Annotated in this window: 12 protein-coding genes and 1 riboswitch; of the genes, 4 read left to right on the top strand and 8 right to left on the bottom strand. The window is 54.9% G+C overall.

What is annotated here, in order from left to right; genetic code table 11:
* Positions 1-26 precede the first annotated feature (26 nt).
* Entirely contained in the window at positions 27-1,037 is a 1,011-nt protein-coding gene (locus ABD851_RS03750; protein WP_344975560.1) for a zinc dependent phospholipase C family protein, read from the bottom strand.
* A 173-nt stretch (positions 1,038-1,210) separates the two neighbouring features.
* Here ABD851_RS03750 and ABD851_RS03745 point away from each other — a divergent pair, with 173 nt between their 5' ends.
* The 3 genes from ABD851_RS03745 (at position 1,211) to ABD851_RS03735 (ending at position 2,677) form a co-directional block, all read left to right on the top strand.
* Positions 1,211-1,468 (top strand): nucleotidyltransferase family protein, encoded by a 258-nt coding sequence (locus ABD851_RS03745; RefSeq protein ID WP_344975557.1) that lies wholly within the window; start codon positions 1,211-1,213, stop codon positions 1,466-1,468.
* Complete coding sequence (locus ABD851_RS03740; protein ID WP_344975554.1) at positions 1,461-1,802, top strand: HepT-like ribonuclease domain-containing protein; 342 nt, start codon at positions 1,461-1,463, stop codon at positions 1,800-1,802. Before ABD851_RS03745 ends, ABD851_RS03740 begins: the two co-directional genes overlap by 8 nt.
* 113 nt (positions 1,803-1,915) lie before the next feature.
* Positions 1,916-2,677: a carboxypeptidase-like regulatory domain-containing protein gene (locus ABD851_RS03735; protein ID WP_344975551.1), complete on the top strand. Its 762-nt coding sequence runs from the start codon at positions 1,916-1,918 to the stop codon at positions 2,675-2,677.
* A gap of 61 nt (positions 2,678-2,738) precedes the next feature.
* On the opposite strand, the gene ABD851_RS03730 is transcribed toward ABD851_RS03735, so the two are convergent.
* The 7 genes from ABD851_RS03730 to ABD851_RS03700 all read right to left on the bottom strand — a co-directional run bounded on the left by ABD851_RS03730 (position 2,739) and on the right by ABD851_RS03700 (position 11,662).
* A complete protein-coding gene (locus tag ABD851_RS03730; protein WP_344975548.1) occupies positions 2,739-3,482 on the bottom strand; it encodes a succinate dehydrogenase/fumarate reductase iron-sulfur subunit in 744 nt (247 codons plus the stop codon).
* 114 nt (positions 3,483-3,596) lie between these two features.
* Positions 3,597-5,576, bottom strand: a complete 1,980-nt coding sequence (locus ABD851_RS03725) for a fumarate reductase/succinate dehydrogenase flavoprotein subunit (protein WP_344975545.1) — start codon at positions 5,574-5,576, stop codon at positions 3,597-3,599.
* Between the two features lie 42 nt (positions 5,577-5,618).
* Positions 5,619-6,287 carry a succinate dehydrogenase cytochrome b subunit gene (locus ABD851_RS03720; protein WP_344975542.1) on the bottom strand — a complete coding sequence of 223 codons (669 nt, stop codon included), beginning with the start codon at positions 6,285-6,287 and terminating at the stop codon, positions 5,619-5,621.
* A 262-nt stretch (positions 6,288-6,549) separates the two neighbouring features.
* Positions 6,550-8,853 (bottom strand): 5-methyltetrahydropteroyltriglutamate--homocysteine S-methyltransferase, encoded by a 2,304-nt coding sequence (metE, locus tag ABD851_RS03715; RefSeq protein WP_344975539.1) that lies wholly within the window; start codon positions 8,851-8,853, stop codon positions 6,550-6,552.
* A gap of 258 nt (positions 8,854-9,111) precedes the next feature.
* A riboswitch (cobalamin riboswitch) is annotated at positions 9,112-9,341 on the bottom strand.
* A gap of 43 nt (positions 9,342-9,384) precedes the next feature.
* Positions 9,385-9,948: a hypothetical protein gene (locus ABD851_RS03710; protein WP_344975536.1), complete on the bottom strand. Its 564-nt coding sequence runs from the start codon at positions 9,946-9,948 to the stop codon at positions 9,385-9,387.
* The gene (gene murQ, locus ABD851_RS03705; protein ID WP_344975533.1) at positions 9,935-10,759 is read right to left on the bottom strand and encodes an N-acetylmuramic acid 6-phosphate etherase; all 825 of its coding nucleotides are present in this window, start codon (positions 10,757-10,759) and stop codon (positions 9,935-9,937) included. The genes ABD851_RS03710 and murQ overlap by 14 nt, the downstream gene beginning before the upstream one ends.
* A gap of 30 nt (positions 10,760-10,789) precedes the next feature.
* Positions 10,790-11,662, bottom strand: coding sequence for an N-acetylglucosamine kinase (locus ABD851_RS03700; RefSeq protein WP_344975530.1), 873 nt, complete (start codon positions 11,660-11,662; stop codon positions 10,790-10,792).
* Between the two features lie 125 nt (positions 11,663-11,787).
* Here ABD851_RS03700 and ABD851_RS03695 point away from each other — a divergent pair, with 125 nt between their 5' ends.
* On the top strand, positions 11,788-13,401 hold the full coding sequence (locus tag ABD851_RS03695) for a S41 family peptidase (RefSeq protein ID WP_344975527.1): 1,614 nt from the start codon (positions 11,788-11,790) through the stop codon (positions 13,399-13,401).
* Positions 13,402-13,420 lie beyond the last annotated feature (19 nt).

The raw sequence follows: 13,420 nt of genomic DNA, 5'->3' as shown, positions 1-13,420 counted from the left end.
GAGACCAGTAGGTAAGGCTAACGATCTCAGAACTCCGCTCCGGCATGCAGGCCCCAAAGCTTGCCTTGCTTTTGCCAGCGCCGGTACTCCTTTTTCAGAAAACGCTTGTTTCTCGCTGTCAATGCGGCGGCATCCAGACTGTCAAGCCGGGGCTTACCCGCATTTACCCAGGCCGTATACCAATAGTCGGCGGTGGCCTGCACGGCCCGTCTCAGCAGCTTTTCAATGGCGCCCTGCAGGGCGTCGTGGTACGCCTTTGCGTATTCAAGGCTGTGCACGGGCTGCCCGTAGCTATTTTTTACCGGCTTACCGGAAGCATCCGTTACATATTTCCGCGAAGCGGGAAATTGCGCAGCCAGCCGCTTTTCCGCCAGCAATACGGTATCGACGAGCGCATGACTTTCCTGCAGTATATTCCAGATTTCTTTGACGGGATCGTCGAGATACCGGGCCGGGGACACATGGAAGTTATATGCAGCGCCAAACCGTTCCGGCAGCTGGGATTCGAAAAAGGCATGGATCCCTTTCTGATCGCTCAGCTGCCCGTCGTAGTTCAGCGTGGTATGCAGCGGCTGGGTGGCGTCCCCGAGATAATGGCCCAGATCGGCGGCAATAAACAGGATATTGCTTTTGTCCCGTTCCCGGAAGGCGCGGGTCAGCTTTTCCATCATTTCTGGAACATACCAGGGCAGGATACCGTTCTTATGCAGCATTTTCTCACCGTACTTCTTTTTTGCCGCCGTCCAGTCGTGGGGCAGCGTTTTGAAGGGGTCTTTGCCATAGGCTTCCAGATCGATATAATGCCGGTCCGGTTCCGCCCGGTCGTTGATCGTATATTTCCGCACATCGGGCAGGACGGATTCTTCGGTAATGAAGTCGGCATGATTGAAAAAGAAGGCCCGCATCCCCTCCGGAAGGGCAAATATGGCGGCCCGGTCGATATGCTGATGTCCCCACCGGCCCCAGGCCAGCAGCAGGGAGCAGGGCAGCAATAAGGCCCCGATCAGCAGGAGGGGCAGGAAAGGGTATCTTTTCATATACAGACGGTACTTGATCGCTCCAAAATTAGGGGTTTCCGGCCTTCTGGACGCTGAATAACGAAGAATAGCTGCGAAAACCAGGAAACAGTCTCGGATCACCGGAAAAGCAAGCTCAGCTTTTATTTTTTATATTTGCATATATGAATACGGAAACCGTCAAGACACTCCTTATGAAGCTCAAACCCGAACTGAGCATGAAATATCCCATTGCCTCAATCGGCTTATTTGGGTCTATGGCAAGAGGAGACTTCGGCCCGGAAAGTGATATTGACATTATTGTAGATTTCTACAAGCCCGTAGGGATTGAATTTGTTGATCTCGCAAACGAGCTGGAAAGGCGGTTCCAGCATAAAGTGGACTTAATTTCTGCCAGGGGTATGAAAAAAAAATATTTTAGCGCTATTCAACCCGAGATCATCTATGTCTAAAAGAATTCCCCGGCTTTTATTGGAGGATATCCTGGAATGTGCGCATAAAATAGTGAAGTATACCCATGGTCTTACTTACGAAAGCTTTATTGCTGATGACAAAACTATAGATGCAGTAATCCGCAATTTTGAGATCATAGGCGAGGCGGCGAACCGGCTTCCTGAAGATTTCAAAGATAGATTTAACCAGATTGACTGGCATCGGGTCCGGGGATTCAGGAATCGCATTGTTCACGATTATTTTGGCATCGATTACCAGATTGTCTGGATCATCAAAGAAGACTATTTGGAAAGCCTTATTCAGGAAGCAGAACAAATATTGACGCAAATCTGAATCTTTTACATTCCCCCTTTTTATCCTGAAATGCGCTTTCCCCTTTATGAGAATTTTAACACCGGCTTGTTCATGATTATGAGCGAAATACGTATGTTTACAGCTGGTTTATTATGCGCCGCTATCTTGCCTATATCATCTGTGTGCTGGCGCTGGGGGGGATTGTAAAACGGGCTGCCGCCCAGTCGCCCGTCAGCTTGATCGGTACCATCCGCGACCAGGACACGAAAACCCCGCTCCGGATGGCAAGCATACATGTGCGCGGCACCTCAGACGGCACACTCACCGACAGTGCGGGCAATTATTCCATCCAGGCCCTGCCGGGGCGCTGGCTGGTATTTTCGTACCTGGGCTACTATGCAGACAGCGTACAGATCAATTCCCTCTTTCCCCGTCAGCGGCTCGATATCGAGCTCCGGAAAAATCCTTACAATCTCGCGGAAGTAGAGATCCGCGGCCGCCGTATAGACTATTCGCGGGACTCGGCGCAGCGGAGGAATCTTTTCGGGGATGTGCTGGATGAGCAAAAAACGCACGGCCTGGGCGCCGTATTCAGTCCCGTTTCCGGTCTTTATGATGCCTTCAGCGGCAGACAGAAGCGAAAATGGCGTTTCCAGAAAGAATATGCCGCCTACGAGCAGCAAAAATTTACGGAGTCCCGGATACGGCCCGGACAGGTGGAAATCCTTACCGGCCTCAAAGGGGATTCGCTGGACATGTTCATGTATTGGTACCGCCCCTCCTATCTTTTTGTCCGGCGCGCGACGGATTATGAGATCTTCAGCGATATAAAAGCTGCCGTGGCCCGTTTCCGGAGGCTGGACTGGAAACAGATCAAAAGTCCTGCTCCCATACGTCTGCAAAGCGATGAATAGCCGCCTTACCAACATAATCATTCATCCGGCCAGCGGGCTTTGAGATCAAAGTCCGGAATCCTTATGTCGTCAATCCGGCTTTCAGGTATTCGTTGTTCAGCTTTGCGATATTGGTGATGGCGATGTCTTTCGGACATTCGGCCTCACAGGCTCCGATATTGGTGCAGCTGCCAAAGCCTTCCTTATCCATCTGGGCCACCATGTTCAGCGCGCGGGAATGTCTTTCGGGATCGCCCTGGGGCAGCAGCGCCAGCTGGGTTACTTTGGCGGATACAAACAGCATGGCAGATGCATTCGGGCAGGCTGCCGCGCAGGCCCCGCATCCGATACAGGCAGCGGCGGCAAAAGCGGCATCCGCTTTATCTTTCTCCACGGGAATAGCATTGGCGTCGACCGCATTACCGGTGTTGACAGAGATATATCCTCCGGCTTCGATGATCCGGTCGAACGAGCTCCGGTCCACCACCAGGTCCTTGACCACCTTAAAAGGTCCTACCCTCCAGGGCTCCACCACGATGGTGTCTCCGTCCTTAAAAAAGCGCATATGCAGCTGGCAGGTGGTGGTGCTCCGGTTGGGGCCGTGCGCCCGCCCGTTGATATACATGGAGCAGGCACCGCAGATGCCTTCCCGGCAGTCGTGATCAAAGGCTACCGGCTCTTTCCCTTCGTTGATCAGCCGCTCGTTCAGCACATCAAACATCTCCAGGAAAGACATGTCTTCCGAGATACCCGGTACATCATACGTTTCGAACCCGCCGCGGGCACTTTCGTTTTTTTGTCTCCAGACCTTTAGTTTCAAGTTCATATCGTTACTCCTATGGTTAAAGGATCAGATTTTCCTTATTTGTCTGCATAAGTCAAACCAATTATATCCAATCACTTCATCTCCTCATCATCAAATCATCAAATTACCAAATCATCACTTGTAGCTCCGCTGCGTCGGATGCATCACCTCGTAATTCAGCGGCTCCCGGTGCAGCTCGGCCACGGCCTCGTCCCCTTTATACTCCCAGGCGCCCACGTAGCAGAAATGCTCATCGTCGCGCTTGGCCTCTCCTTCTTCGGTCTGATACTCTTCCCGGAAATGGCCGCCGCAGCTTTCTTCGCGGTGCAGGGCATCCCGGCATACCAGCTCGCCCAGCTCCAGGAAGTCGGCCACCCGGCCGGCTTTCTCCAGCTCAGGGTTCAGCTCATCCATTTCACCCGGTATGCGTACATCCTCCCAGAAAGCTTTCCGCAGGGCCCTGATCTCCTCGATGGCTTCCTTCAGCCCCTGCGCATTGCGGGCCATCCCGCACTTGTTCCACATGATCTTGCCCAGCTCTTTATGAAAATGATCCACGGAATGTTTTCCGCGGATGTTCATCAGCTTTTCCAGCTTGTCCCGCACCTGCTTTTCCGCCGTTTCGAATGCGGGGTGGTCGGTCGGGATGGGAGCGGTGCGGATCTCGTCGGCCAGATAGCTGCCGATGGTATAGGGGATCACAAAATAACCATCCGCCAGCCCCTGCATGAGCGCGGAGGCGCCGAGGCGGTTGGCTCCATGATCGGAGAAGTTGCATTCGCCCAGGGCATAGAGGCCCGGCACGGTAGTCATCAGCTCATAATCCACCCATAGCCCGCCCATGGTATAATGCACCGCAGGATAGATGCGCATGGGGGTTTCATAGGGATTTTCACCGGTGATCTTCTCATACATCTCGAAGAGATTACCGTATTTCTCATTCACTGCTTTTTTCCCCAGCTCGCGGATCGTATCGTCGGAAGGATCGTGCAGCTGCTGCTTGTGGGCGGCGGCCTTTCCGTAGCGGATGATGGCCGAGGCATAATCCAGGTATACGGCCATCTTGGAAGGTCCTACGCCATAGCCGGCATCACAGCGCTCTTTCGCAGCCCGGGAGGCCACGTCGCGCGGTACCAGGTTGCCATAGGCCGGATATCTTCTTTCCAGGTAATAATCGCGCTCCTCTTCGGGGATATCACCGGGTTTGCGGGGATCGTCCTTCTGCTTGGGCACCCAGATGCGGCCGTCGTTGCGCAGCGATTCAGACATCAGGGTGAGCTTGGACTGATGGTCGCCGGATACCGGTATGCAGGTGGGATGGATCTGGGTATAGCTGGGGTTGGCAAAGTAAGCGCCTTTCTTGTGCGCCTTCCAGGCTGCCGTCACATTGGAGCCCATGGCATTGGTAGAAAGGTAAAAGACGTTTCCGTACCCCCCCGTGCAGAGCAGCACGGCATGGCCGAAGTGGCGCTCCAGCCCGCCGGTCTTAAGGTTGCGGGCGATGATGCCGCGGGCCTTACCGTCGATCATCACCACGTCCAGCATCTCATGACGGGCATACATGGTTACATTTCCCAGGGCCACCTGCCGTTCCAGGGCCGAATAGGCGCCGAGCAGCAGCTGCTGACCGGTTTGCCCCGCGGCATAAAAAGTCCTTTGCACCTGCACGCCCCCGAAGGAGCGGTTGCTCAGCAGACCGCCGTACTCCCTGGCAAAGGGCACACCCTGGGCCACGCACTGATCGATGATATTGGCGCTCACTTCCGAAAGCCGGTATACGTTGGATTCCCGGGAGCGGTAGTCGCCGCCTTTCACCGTATCATAAAAAAGGCGAAACACGGAGTCACCGTCGTTCTGGTAGTTCTTGGCGGCGTTGATGCCGCCCTGGGCCGCAATGCTGTGCGCCCGGCGCGGGCTGTCCTGGAAACAGAATGCTTTTACCTGGTATCCCAGCTCGGCGAGGGTAGCGGCAGCCGAAGCGCCGGCCAGACCCGTTCCGATCACCACTACTTCTATCCGGCGTTTGTTGGCCGGGTTCACCAGCCGGCATGTGCTTTTATACTTGGTCCATTTTTCTTCCAGGGGACCTGCCGGTATTTTAGCATCCAATTCCATAATCTTCCTTCCTTTTTAAGGACAATGGTATTAATAAAACGTTTAGCGAATCACATTAAAGTACATCAGCACCGGCATCAGCGCAAAGATCAGCGGCACAAGGATCGAAAAGGCCGTACCGATACCCCTTACGATGGGGATATATTTTTTTGAGCTCATCCCGAAGGTGCGGAAGGCGCTCTGAAAACCGTGCATCAGGTGAAAAGAGAGGGAGACTACCCCGACCAGATAAACGATCACCAGCCAGCCGTGGCTGAAGGTGTCCTTCATTCTTTCAAACAGGTTGAGCTCTTCCCCGTGCAGGATCTGGTTGCTGCGGTTGGGGATCCAGAAATTGGACCAGTGGATGATCAGGAAGATCAGGATCAGCGTTCCCAGCAGACCCATGGAGCGGGAATACCAGTTGGTGACCTGGCTTTCACGGTTCATCGCATACCGCACCGGCCGTTTCCGCCGGTTCTGGAACTGCAGGGCCAGCGCCTGGATGATGTGCACCGCGAAACCCGCGATAAGACCTACCTCCAGGATATGCATGATCCAGTTGGTCCCCATGAAATGAGCCACCTTCAGAAAGGTCTCACCATGGTCCGGAACAAAAATACAGGCGTTGATGCTACAGTGAACGATCAGGAAAAGAATGAGAAATAAACCGGTAAACCCTATCACGATCTTCTTGCCGATGGCGGAAGTAAAGAACTGACCCCACTTCATATTGAAATTTTATAAAATAAAATGTGTTAGTAAAACGATCTGTCAAAAACCGTTACAAATTTACATGTTAATTGGTAATGTTGGGGCTGATTTCTGCGGAGGCCGGGAAAGCGGACGCATAAAGCCCGGATCAGCCCGGGTTGGAAGGACGGCAGATCATCGACCGGACTTTGAGCCGAACCGTTTACGGGATGCCGGGCCGGCCGGCATCCCCCAGGTTCTTTCCCGCCCGCCGACGAGGGAGGGGAAAATGAAAATGTGCTTATGCAACGCCGGAGCCTACCCTGCGTCTTGCCTCGCGGGCGGCCTGTACCATGTTTTCCAGCGCAGCCGCCGTTTCCGGCCATTTCCGGGTTTTCAATCCGCAGTCCGGATTTACCCAGAGATTGCCCGCGGGCAGCAGCGCGGCGGCTTTTTCCAGCAGACCCAGCATCTCTGCCACGGAAGGCACGCGGGGAGAGTGGATATCATACACGCCGGGTCCGATCTCGTTGGGATAGCGGAAACCCGCAAAGGCTTCCAGCAGCTCCATCTGCGAACGGGAGGTTTCGATGGTGATCACATCGGCATCCATTGCCGCAATATGCTCGATGATGTCGTTGAATTCGCTGTAGCACATGTGGGTGTGTATCTGGGTTTCATCCTGCACGCCGGCTGCCGATATCCGGAACGACTTCACGGCCCATTCCAGATAGTTCTGCCGGTCTTCCCGGCGCAGGGGCAATCCTTCGCGGATAGCCGGCTCATCGATCTGGATCATGCCGATGCCGGCTTTTTCCAGGGCGTTCACCTCATCCCGGATGGCAAAAGCGATCTGGTTGGTCGTCTCCCGGCGGGACTGATCGTCGCGTACAAAAGACCACTGCAGGATGGTGACCGGCCCTGTAAGCATGCCCTTCACCGGCCGCTCCGTATGCGACTGGGCAAAGCGGCTCCAGCGCACCGTCATATCCCCCGGGCGGCTGACATCGCCATAGATCACCGGCGGTTTCACACAGCGGCTGCCATAGCTCTGCACCCATCCGTTACGGGTAAATAAAAAGCCGTCCAGCTGCTCCCCGAAATATTCCACCATATCGTTGCGCTCATATTCTCCGTGTACCAGCACATCCAGACCGGCCTCCTCCTGCCAGCGGATCACCTCCACGGTAGCTTTTTCGATCTCGGCATCATATTGCTCCGGTGTCAGCAGGCCTTTCTTCAGCGCGGCCCGCAGCCGGCGGATATCATCGGTCTGGGGGAAGGAGCCGATGGTGGTCGTGGGAAAGCGGGGAAGCCCGAACCGTTTGTGCTGCAGCGGCTGGCGGACGTCAAAGCCGCTGTGGCGCCGGGCATCTGCCTCGCTCATGGCGGCTATGCGCGCCTTTACGGCCGGATTATGAATGCGCGCCGAGGCACGGCGGCTCTCGCGGGCCAGGCGGTTGGCTTCGAGGAGCGCCGTCTCCCCTGCTGCAATGCGATACAGCTCATCCAGCTCCTGCAGCTTTTGCCGGGCAAAGGCCATCCAGTTTTTTACTTCACCGGGAATATCCGTTTCCAGATCCAGGTCAAAAGGGGTATGCAGCAGCGAGCAGCTGGGAGCGATCATCGTACGTTCGCTGCCGATGGCCGCTACCGTCTTTTCGATCAGCGCCAGGGATGAGCGATAGTCGTTTTTCCAGATGTTCCGGCCGTCTACTACGCCCAGGGAAAGCGAAAGGGAGCCGGGGATCGTCTTCAGCACGGCATCCAGCTGCTCCGGAGCCCTTACCAGATCTATATGCAGGGCGCTTACCGGCAGACCGGCCGCCAGGGAAGCGTTTTCGCGAAGACCTTCAAAATAGGTGGTCAGCAGTATTTTAATGCCTTTGCAGGACCGGCTGATCTCGCGGTAGGCATACTCGTAAGCGGCTTTTTCGGCTTCATCGAGGTCCATGGCCAGAAAGGGTTCATCCAGCTGTACCCAACCGGCGCCGTAGCTTTGCAGCCGGTTCAGGAGTTCTACGTATACCGGTACCAGGCGGCTGATCAGGTCGATCTTCCGGAACCCGGCCTCCTTTTCTTTTCCCAGCAGCAGATAGGATACAGGGCCGATCAGCACCGGCTTGGGTATTTTTCCCGTCACCTGGCGGGCGCCGCTGAAGGCGTCGAATACCTTGTTGGAGAAAAGACGAAACTGCTGTCCGGCGGTAAACTCCGGCACGATATAATGATAGTTGGTATCAAACCACTTGGTCATTTCCATGGCCGTGATATCGAGGCCGTCGCGCTGATAACCGCGCGCCATGGCAAAGTAAAGATCGGTTTCCGTATTTCCCTTTACGTCGGTCACCACCGGCGTATAGCGCTCCGGAATAGCGCCCAGCAGCAGCGACATGTCCAGCACATGATCGTAATAGCTGAAGTCGTTGCAGGGGATCAGGTCTATGCCGGCCTGCAGCTGCAGCTTCCAGTGTTCTTCCTGCAGCTGCCGGGCTACGCCGGACAGCGCTTCGCGGCCGGTCTTTCCGGCCCAGTATTGTTCGCAGGCTTTTTTCAGTTGGCGTTGTGCCCCGATGCGGGGATAGCCGAGGTTGTTCTTGAGCATTGTATGTATTGGGTTATGGTATAACAATGACCTGTCATGGACCGGCGACGCTGCCGGCCCGGTGGTTCTATACCGGAAAAGACAAATGCCCGTTCAACCCGGCATGCCGGATGTACGCGAAAAAAAGAAAATAGCAAGGGGGGAATACGTCTGCAGCGGACACACTTCGCCCGCAGCTTCCTGTTCCTGTCTCCTGTGGATAGCGGTAGTTCATATCGGAAAGAGGCAGGCCCGACTATTGCTTTATTCCGCGAAAGCATTTGTCTTTATGCAAGGGCAAGTATCCTGGCTTGTTTCCTGCTGCAGAACGGCCTTCCCAACGGAGCAGCGTTATTACCGCTACCGACAGTGGCCTTTTTGTCCGGCAGAGATGAACGGTTACCCGTTCACCGGAAACATACAGTTGCGCGACAGCCCGTGATTCCCACACGGTTCCTTTTTAAAGGACGGCGACGACGGCCGTCCTGTCCATTGCACAGATAATAAACCAAAGAGCCGGGACAAAGGTAAAGATAAAACTGAAAGGCGCAACTACTGCAGCCGCCTCAGCATCCAGTTGTCCACCAGGTTGAAGAGATGATGCGGAAGATAGGTACGCCAGCGGTCGTTATCCAGGAAGTTTACAAAATGATCCAGATGGGCCGAACGGAATTCCTGCGCCGTATGTTCCGGCAGGTTCAGCAGCACCACCCAGCCTCCTTCGTCCCGGATATCCTCGATCCATTCTTCGTAATAGCAATCATCCGAACTGTGGAAGTTCAGCACATTTTCACCGATGAGGATAAACTTGTAAATACCCTTGGCGATCATATCATCGATCACCTCCCGCTTGAGGGTCATGATATCGTTTTCGATACAGTCGTTCCATTCGCCGATCAGCTCGATCACCGCAAAGTTCAGCTGGTAGTCTGCATACAGCACCTTTAGATAAAGATTTTGCGCGCCGAAATCATCCCACTGGGGATGGATATAATAGTTATATACGGTCTGGGAATACGCAAATTCGTTGTGCTCGCTGCCATAAAACGGCGACAGCTCGTCTTCTTCAGGAACATACAAATGGCGCCAGTTGTAATATGGTTCAATATCCTGCATAGGCTTCCACGGCCCGCTTTACACTACCATACTTCAGCAACAGGTTTTTGGCACCTTCATAATCGGTAAGCTGCAGCCGCTCCATGATCATCTTCACCCCCCTGTCCACCAGCTTTTCATTGCTAAGCTGCATATTGACCATCTTATTGTCTTCCACCCTGCCCAGCTGTACCATCACGGAGGTGGACAGCATGTTCAGCACGAGCTTCTGAGCGGTACCGCTTTTCATCCGGGTGCTGCCGGTAATGATCTCGGGTCCTACCACTACAACAACCGGATGGTCTGCATGTTCAGTAACGGGCGCTCCGGGATTGCAGGTGATGCAGCCCGTGACAATTCCTTGCCGGCGGCATTGTTCCAGCGCCCCGATCACGTAAGGGGTAGTACCGCTGGCGGCGATGCCCACCACCACATCCTTTTCCGAAACTCCGTAAGCCTGCAGGTCTTCCCAGCCCTGCTCCCGGCTGTCCTCCGCAAATTCCACGGATTGCCGGATGGCCGTTTCCCCGCCGGCGATCAGTCCGATCACCAGACCGGCCGGAACCCCGTAGGTGGGCGGACATTCCGAAGCATCCACCACACCGAGGCGTCCGCTGGTGCCTGCGCCGATATAAAAAAGCCTTCCGCCGGCCAGCATTTTGTCTACCGTGGCCAGCACCAGCTTTTCGATATCGGGAATGACCTTTTCCACAGCAGCCGGCACCATACTGTCTTCCGCATTTATATTACGAAGCAGCTCCGCCACGCTCATTTTCTCCAGGTGATGATAGGTAGACGGCTGTTCCGTTATCTTTTCAAACATGACGAACATAAATTACGCAAATTTACACGAATAAGCCTTTCAGCCCGCCGCTTCTTTTTTATGATAGGCAACCAGCCCGTCCATAGGCGCCTTTAGGATATTGCCGCAGGTAAGCTCGTAAGCTTTGCAGAGCATCCGCACCACGTCGCGGTATCCATGGGCTATGCCGCCCACAAAATGAACCGGCGCCTTCCGGCGCCCGGCATAACGGTAGATATGACGAAAGAAAAAGTCATCCAGCCCTTCTTCCAGGATACTTTCGACGGCCTTATGCCCCCTGTTCTCCTGCAGGAAAAGCGAGCAGGAGGCGAGATAACGGTTCGCCAGCGGCTCCTTGTATATCTTATCCAGTATCTCGCTGCGGTCCGTGTCGTACTTCTCCTCAAAGCGGGCTGTCAGCTCCGGGTCAAAAAAGTGGTAGAGATAATGCTGCAATACCTTCCTTCCCAGATATGCGCCGCTGCCCTCATCGCCCAAAATATAACCCAGACCGGGATCGCTCTCCGGGATCGTTCTGCCATTAAAATAACAGATGCTGGAGCCCGTTCCCAGGATGCAGGCAATGCCGGCGCTGCGTCCGCAGAGGGCCCTGGCGGCCCCCATCAGGTCGTGTGTCACCTGTAGCTTTGCCCCGGCAAATACTTTTCGCAGGGCTCTTTTTACCACGGCTGCATTCTTCGGATCGGCACAGCCCGTTCCGTAGTAACAGACGCGTTCTACCCGGGCAGCGGCCCTTCCCAGGCCGGGCAGCAGCTCTTTGTTAAAAATATCTTCCATCTGGGTGCCGGTCTGGAAATAGGGACTGATACCCTGCGTGCGCACCATTTTTTTACGGTTGCCGGAGAGCAGGCACCAGGTTGTTTTGGTGGAACCGCTGTCGGCGATCAGGATTTGAGGTTGCGGCGTCATCATAGGAACAGGTTGGAGTAGCCGGATGAAATGTTAAATATCGAATCAGGCTGTTTTATGTTATTTTTGCCAAATGGCCGAATTCAGATGCTAAAATAAAAAAAAGGAGCCTAAACGGGTATAATAACATGGCTGACAGGCAATCAGGTAAAAAATTCAAGGTTTTCATCCCTTTGTTGTTTTCCGTTACGCTGGCCGCCGGCATGTTGCTGGGATTTAAGCTGCGCGATAAACAGGGTTATAAAGCGTCCTACTTCTTCTCATCGGGACAGCGCAATACGGTTCAGGAAATCCTCAACCTGATCCGGGTAAAATACGTGGACAGCCTGCACGATAAAGACCTGAACGCCGACGCCATCGCCGGCATACTCCGGCACCTGGACCCGCACTCGCTTTATATCGCCCCTTCCCGGCTGAGCTCGGTCAACGAGGACCTGGAAGGAAACTTCCAGGGCATCGGTATAGAATTCAACATCTTCAGCGATACCGTCAACGTCATCTCGGTGATCTCCGGGGGACCGTCGCAGGAAGCGGGGCTGCAGACGGGCGACAAGATCGTCCGTGTCGGGGATTCCCTGGTTGCGGGTAACGGTATCACGGCAGATCGTATCCGGGAGCTGCTGCGGGGACCGAAAGGCTCCGCCGTGAAGGTGACGCTGCTGCGCGACGGGCAGCTGCTGCCGGTGGAGATCCACCGCGGCATCATTCCGCTGCACAGTATCGACGCCGGATATATGGCTACACCGGATGTCGGCTACATCCGCATCAACCGCTTTGCAGCCAATACTTACCGGGAGTTTATGGACACCATGCTGGTCCTCCAGCAAAAGGGTCTGAAAAAGCTGATCATCGACCTGCGACAGAATCCCGGCGGATATCTCGATGCCGCGACCAAGATAGCGGATGAGCTGCTGAGCGACGACAAGCTCATCGTATATACCCAGGGCAAGAGCTATCCCCGCACCGACTACCGCTGCGATAAGCCGGGCATCTTCGAAAAGGGCAATCTGGCCCTGCTGGTGGACGAAGGCAGCGCCTCTGCCAGCGAGATTCTTTCGGGGGCCGTCCAGGACTGGGACCGGGGCACCATCATCGGCAGGCGGACCTTCGGAAAGGGGCTGGTACAGGAACAGTTTCCCCTGTACGACGGCGGAGCGCTGCGGCTTACCGTTGCCCGCTACTATATCCCCTCAGGCCGCTGCATTCAGAAATCCTATAAAAAAGGAATCGAGGATTACGACGAGGATATCCTGCACCGGTACCAGCACGGGGAGCTTTCCACGGCAGACAGCATTCATTTCGCCGATACCACGCACTACTATACACGGATCAAGCACCGTGTGGTTTACGGCGGGGGCGGTATTACGCCGGACGTGTTTGTGCCGCTGGATACTACCCATATAAACGGCGCGCTTGCGCTGCTATATACCCAGAACACCCTGTATAATTTCGTGTATGCATACTACAGCCGGCACCGGAAGCTTTTTGACGAGTATCAGGACGCGGCCGATTTCAGCAAGCGTTTTCATGTTTCCGACGATATCATGCAGGCCTTCCGGCAATATGCCCGCAAGGAGGGGAAGGACAGCCTGCCGGCGGCAGGGTCCGCCGATGAGCCGGAGCTGCGGGAGCGCCTGAAAGCCTTTTTTGCAAGGCAGCGCTGGAGCACAGAAGGCTACTATGAGGTCAGCAATGCCGGTGATCCGATGCTGACCAAAGCCCTGGAACAGCTGGGAGGATAAAATGCATTCGTCTTTATTA

This window comes from Compostibacter hankyongensis, assembly GCF_039541075.1.
Lineage (GTDB): Bacteria > Bacteroidota > Bacteroidia > Chitinophagales > Chitinophagaceae > Compostibacter > Compostibacter hankyongensis.
This window is presented reverse-complemented; position numbering and strand designations above follow the sequence as displayed.

Coding starts and splice junctions, on each gene's coding strand:
- ABD851_RS03750 (WP_344975560.1), bottom strand. CDS start 1,037: ATGAAAAGATACCCTTTCCTGCCCCTCCTGCTGATCGGGGCCTTATTG.
- ABD851_RS03745 (WP_344975557.1), top strand. CDS start 1,211: ATGAAGCTCAAACCCGAACTGAGCATGAAATATCCCATTGCCTCAATC.
- ABD851_RS03740 (WP_344975554.1), top strand. CDS start 1,461: ATGTCTAAAAGAATTCCCCGGCTTTTATTGGAGGATATCCTGGAATGT.
- ABD851_RS03735 (WP_344975551.1), top strand. CDS start 1,916: ATGCGCCGCTATCTTGCCTATATCATCTGTGTGCTGGCGCTGGGGGGG.
- ABD851_RS03730 (WP_344975548.1), bottom strand. CDS start 3,482: ATGAACTTGAAACTAAAGGTCTGGAGACAAAAAAACGAAAGTGCCCGC.
- ABD851_RS03725 (WP_344975545.1), bottom strand. CDS start 5,576: ATGGAATTGGATGCTAAAATACCGGCAGGTCCCCTGGAAGAAAAATGG.
- ABD851_RS03720 (WP_344975542.1), bottom strand. CDS start 6,287: ATGAAGTGGGGTCAGTTCTTTACTTCCGCCATCGGCAAGAAGATCGTG.
- metE (WP_344975539.1), bottom strand. CDS start 8,853: ATGCTCAAGAACAACCTCGGCTATCCCCGCATCGGGGCACAACGCCAA.
- ABD851_RS03710 (WP_344975536.1), bottom strand. CDS start 9,948: ATGCAGGATATTGAACCATATTACAACTGGCGCCATTTGTATGTTCCT.
- murQ (WP_344975533.1), bottom strand. CDS start 10,759: ATGTTCGTCATGTTTGAAAAGATAACGGAACAGCCGTCTACCTATCAT.
- ABD851_RS03700 (WP_344975530.1), bottom strand. CDS start 11,662: ATGATGACGCCGCAACCTCAAATCCTGATCGCCGACAGCGGTTCCACC.
- ABD851_RS03695 (WP_344975527.1), top strand. CDS start 11,788: ATGGCTGACAGGCAATCAGGTAAAAAATTCAAGGTTTTCATCCCTTTG.